Annotated in this window: 1 protein-coding gene; it reads left to right on the forward strand. The window is 69.0% G+C overall.

Features of this window, described 5'->3' with window-relative positions; genetic code table 11:
* Window positions 1-5,705 (forward strand): amino acid adenylation domain-containing protein (locus ACNJ7E_RS02615; RefSeq protein WP_418339026.1); only part of this gene is annotated, 5,705 nt, incomplete at both ends.

The following is a 5,705-nucleotide window of genomic DNA, read 5'->3' on the forward strand; positions in this document are numbered from 1 at the left end:
CACACCGGCACCACCGACATCACCTTCGGCACCACCGTCTCCGGACGCCCACCCCACATCCCCGGCATCGAAACCATGATCGGACTCTTCATCAACACCATCCCCGTCCGCATCACCCTCCACCCCACCGACACCCTCACCACCCTCCTCACACGCACCCACACCACCCACACACAACTCCTCGACCACCACCACCTCCCCCTCACCCACATCCCCAACCCCCACGCCACCACCTTCGACACCATCACCGTCCACGAGAACTACCCCCACCACACCACCACCCCACCCACCGACCTCACCATCACCACCACCTCCGCCACCGACGCCACCCACTACCCCCTCGCACTCGCCACCACCACCGACACCACACTCCACCTGCGGGGCATCTTCCAGCTGTCGGCATTCGATGCCGACAGCGTCGACGCGATCCTCGGACAACTGGCGCGTGTGCTCGTCGCCATGGGATCCGACGCGTCCCTGCCGATCGCCCGCCTGAACCTGCTGGATGCTGCGGAGCAGCGAGCCGTGGTGCCCGCCCGGGGTGGGGCGGCCGAGGAGCCGCGGACCCTGGGCGCGATCCTCGCGGACGCCGCCGAGCGCTCGCCCGACGCCGTCGCCGTAGACGACGGGGCCCGCCGGCTGACGTACGCCGAACTCGAGGCCCGCGCATTGTTCCTTGCCGACCGTCTCGTCGAGTCGGGCGTGGGTCCGGAAAGTGTGGTCGCCATCGCGATACCGCGGTCCCTCGAGTCAGTCCTCGCCGTCTGGGCCGTCGCCGGAACCGGCGCCGCGTTCGTGCCCGTCGACCCGACGTATCCGCAGATCCGCATCCAGCACATGGTCACCGATTCCGGAGTCCTCGTCGGGCTCACCACGAGCAGTCGTCGCGACGCGCTGCCGGACACCGTCACGTGGATCGACATCGAGGGCACGGGTGCCGGCCGGCAACCACACACCCGTGATTCGGAAGCTCGTCCGGCGCCCACGATCCGCCTCGACAATGCGGCGTACCTGATCTACACGTCCGGGTCCACCGGGGTTCCGAAAGGGGTGGTGGTCTGTCATCGTGGATTAAACTCTCTCGCAACCACGTTGCGCGAGCGTACCGGGGTGACCGCAGCGTCCCGGGTGGCGCATTTCGCGTCTCCCAGCTTCGACGCGTCGGTACTCGAGTATCTGCTCACGTGGTCCGCGGGAGCCACGGCGGTGATCGTGCCCACCACGATCTACGGCGGAGATGAACTGCGTCGGCATCTCGCCGACAGCCGGGTGACCCATGCTTTCCTGACCCCCACGACGCTGACTTCCCTGGCCCCGGGGCGCCTGGACGACCTCGAGTGCGTCGTGACCGGCGGGGAGAAGTGCACCCCCGAGGTGATCCGCCGGTGGTCTCCGCACTGTCGACTCATCAACGCGTACGGACCGACGGAAAGTACTGTGGCGGCGGATATCTCGGACGATCCGGCCGCCGACGGTGCGAATGTGATCGGTGGCCCGATCCGCGGCGTCACGGAGGTCGTACTCGACGCTCGGATGCAACCGGTCCCGATCCGGGCCCGGGGTGAGTTGTACATCGCGGGCGACGCGATCGCCCGCGGATACCACGGCAAGCCCGCACTCACCGCCACCCGTTTCGTCGCCGATCCGTTCGGCCCGCCGGGCGGTCGCATGTATCGCAGCGGTGATGTCTTCCGCTGGAACACCGCACGCGAAGGGTCTGCCGTCCTCGAATACCTGGGTCGCAGCGACTCGCAGGTGAAGGTTCGTGGGTACCGGATCGAACCCGGCGAGATCGACGCGGTGCTGTCGGGCCATCCGGCGGTCACGTTCAGCGCGACACTCCCCTCGACGGGCGGCCCGGACACAGGCGGCCAGGACGCGACACTGGTCTCCTACGTGACGACCACCGGCGCGGCCGGACCCCGCGAACTCCGCGACTACCTGGCCGGTCGGCTTCCCGCACAGCTCGTTCCGTCCGCGGTCGTCGAGATCAACGTGATTCCGCGGACGCCGTCGGGCAAGCTCGACCGCGACGCACTCCGCGACCTCCGATCCACTCCGCTCCCCGCGCAGGTGTCGGCGGCCACCCCACTCGAACAGACCGTCGCGGAAACCCTCGCCGCGGCACTCGATCTGTCGAGTCTGGGAGTGGACGACGACTTCTTCGCGGCGGGTGGAGACTCGCTGACGGCGACCCGGGCCGTCGCCCGTGTGAACGCGAGCCTGCACACCGACCTCGCCGTCCGGAGCCTGTTCGAGGCCTCCACACCTCGTGCACTGGCGCGACTGCTCCTCGACGACAGCGGATCTGAACCCCGCCCCCCGTTGACCGCCGCCGCGGAAGAACCGGAGTACGCACCGTTATCGCCAGCCCAGCAACGCATCTGGTTCCTCAACCAATACGACACCACCACCCCCACCTACAACATCCCCCTCACCCTCCACCTCACCGGCCACCTCGACACCACCGCCCTCCACCACGCCCTCACCGACCTCATCCACCGCCACCAACCCCTCCACACCACCTACCCCCTCCACCACGGACACCCCACCCAACACATCCACCCCCACCCCACAACCCCACCACTCACACCCACCCCCACCACCGAAACCCAACTCCCCCACCACATCAACACCGACACCACCCAACCCTTCGACCTCACCACCGACACCCCCCTCCACACCCACCTCTACCAACTCGACACCACCCACCACACCCTCACCCTCGTCCTCCACCACATCGCCGCCGACGGCCACTCCCTCACCCCACTCACCCACGACCTCACCACCGCCTACACCGCCCACACCCACCACCAACCACCCCACCCCACACCCCTACCCCTCACCTACACCGACTACACCCACTGGCAACACCAACTCCTCGGCACACCCCAGCACCCCACCCCCACCACCCAAACCCACACCACCTACTGGACCACCACACTCACCAACCTCCCCGACACCCTCCCCCTCCCCACCGACCGACCCCGACCCACCCACCGCACCCACCACGGCGAGTCGATCCGCTTCGAGATCCCCGCCGACGTACACCACCGCCTGCGTGCGCTCGCGCGGAGCACCGGGGCGACCACATTCATGACTCTGCATGCGGCCTTCGCGGTCCTCCTCGCCCGCCTGTGCGACACGGACGACGTCGTGATCGGCACCCCCGTCGCCGGCCGCCCCGATCCCCGGCTGGACCAACTCGTCGGCATGTTCGTCGGGACGCTCGTCCTCCGGACCCCGGTCGGCTCGGCCGAGTCGTTCCGCGAAGTGCTGACCAGAACCCGCGACGCGGACCTCGGTGCATTCATGCACGCCGACCTGCCCTTCGAGATGCTCGTCGACGTGCTGGCGCCGGAGCGGTCCACGACGCACACACCGTTGTTCCAGGTCCTGATCGACTATGGGACCGAGGTACCACTCCACCTCGAGCTGCCGGACCTGACGGTGACGGTCGCCGAGGACGCTCCGCCCCTCGCGAAGTTCGACCTTCAGCTCACCCTCCGCGAACATGCGGACCCCGCACACCCCGGCCTGTCGGCCGCGTTGACCTATCCCACCGACATCTTCGACCGCACCACCGTCGAGAGTGTCGCGGTACGCTTCCTCCGGCTCCTCGACTCGGTGACCGCGGACCCCGGCCGGCCAGTCGGGGACGTCGACCTCCTCGACGACACCGAACGGGCCACGCTGACGACCGGGTGCAATCCCCCTTCGCCCGTGGCGGAACCAGCCGAGGCCACACTCGCCGACCGGTTCACTCGGTCCGTCCACCGCTTCGCCGGCGAATCGGCGCTGACCGATGCCGACGAAACGCTCACCTACGCGGTACTCGGTGCCCGCGTCTACCGACTCGCCCGGCATCTCGTCGAACTGGGCGCCGCCCCCGACACGGTCGTCGCCGTAGCACTGCCACCCTCGGTCGAGCTGGTCGTCGCCCTGCTGGCCGCACAGCAAGCGGGCGCCGGTTACCTCGCCCTCGACGTCGGTCACCCGGCCGACCGGCTCGACGCCGCGATGTCCGACGCCGCCCCGGTGTGTCTCGTCTCCTCGACCGATCACGCGGCCGGCTTGCGGCGGGACCTTCCCACGGTGCTCGTCGACGACGCGGACACACGCACGCACCTGATGGGCCTGTCGCCGGAACCGATCACCGATCCGGAGCGACGGGCCGGGCTCACCCCCGACGCGGTCGCGTACGTCGTATACACCTCGGGGTCGACCGGACGCCCGAAAGGTGTCGTGGTGACACACCGCAATGTCACGACACTGTTCGACAACACCCGGCCTGCGTTCGACTTCGCCGAGACCGACGTGTGGACGCTCTTCCACTCGGCCGCCTTCGACTTCTCGGTATGGGAGTTGTGGGGCGCCCTCCTGCACGGTGGCCGCCTCGTCGTCGTCGACACCGTCACCGCCCGCTCACCCGACGAGTTCCTGGGCCTGCTCCGCCGGGAGCGGGTGACGGTCCTGTGCCAGACTCCCACCGCGTTCGCCCAGTTGGCCACGGCGGAACGGAACCAGCCGACCGACCTGGCGTTGCGGTACGTCGTCTTCGGCGGCGAAGCCCTCGAGCACGGTCACCTCGTCGACTGGCTCGACCGGCACGAACCCACCCGACCCCAGCTCGTGAACATGTACGGCATCACCGAGACCACCGTGCACGTGAGCAGGCATCCCCTCGGCGATACCCGTCCCGCTGCGCGGTCGGTCATCGGCCGGGCGATTCCGGGACTGCGCGTGTACGTCCTCGACCGGCGGCTCCACCCCGTACCCACCGGAGTGACCGGCGAGATGTACGTTGCCGGGAACCAGGTCACCCGTGGGTACCTGCACCGATCCGGGCTGACGGTGACCCGGTACGTGGCGGACCCGGCCGGGCGCGGAGGACGCATGTATCGCACCGGCGACCTCGCACGCTGGAACGCGCAGGGTCAACTCGAGTTCCTCGGACGTAGTGACGCCCAAGTTCAGCTGCACGGCTACCGGATCGAGCCAGGAGAGGTCGAGGCCACGCTCGTCCGCCACCCGGATGTCGCACAGGCCGCGGTGTCGGTCCGTTCCGACGACCGAGGCACCGAGCGCCTGTTCGGGTACGTCGTACCCGCCCGGGACGGTGAACAGACGAGGGCTGTCGACATCGAGCGGGTCCTCGGCTTCGCCCGGACGACTCTCGCACCGCAGATGGTGCCGGCAACGCTGGTGGTCCTGGACCGCCTGCCGCTGACCCCGAACGGCAAGCTCGATCGCCGGCAGTTGCCCGCACCCGACTTTGCCGAACGCGTCTCCACGGGTCGCGCTCCGGCGACCGCGACGGAGATGGCCCTCGCCGAGGTTTTCGCGGAGGTCCTCGGCGTGCCGTCCGTGAGCGCCGACGAGTCCTTCTTCGCAGTCGGTGGCGACAGCATCATGGCCATCCAGTTGGTGGCCCGCGCCCACGAGGACGGTGTCTTCCTCACTCCCCGCGACGTTTTCGAGCACCAGACCGTGGCCGCCCTCGCCGAGGTGGCGGCCACCCGGAACCCGGACGTGCTGGCCGAGCTTCCCGGCGGTGGCGTGGGGACCGCACCGCTCATGCCGATCGCGCGGTGGTTGCTCGAGCGCGGCGGCAACCTCGACACGTACTGCCAATCGGTCCTGCTCACCGCGCCACCCGACCTGGACACCGACACCCTCACCGCCACCGTGCAGACAGTCCTCGA

It is taken from the genome of Rhodococcus mengyinensis (genome assembly GCF_048381435.1).
Taxonomy (GTDB): domain Bacteria; phylum Actinomycetota; class Actinomycetes; order Mycobacteriales; family Mycobacteriaceae; genus Rhodococcus_F; species Rhodococcus_F opacus_D.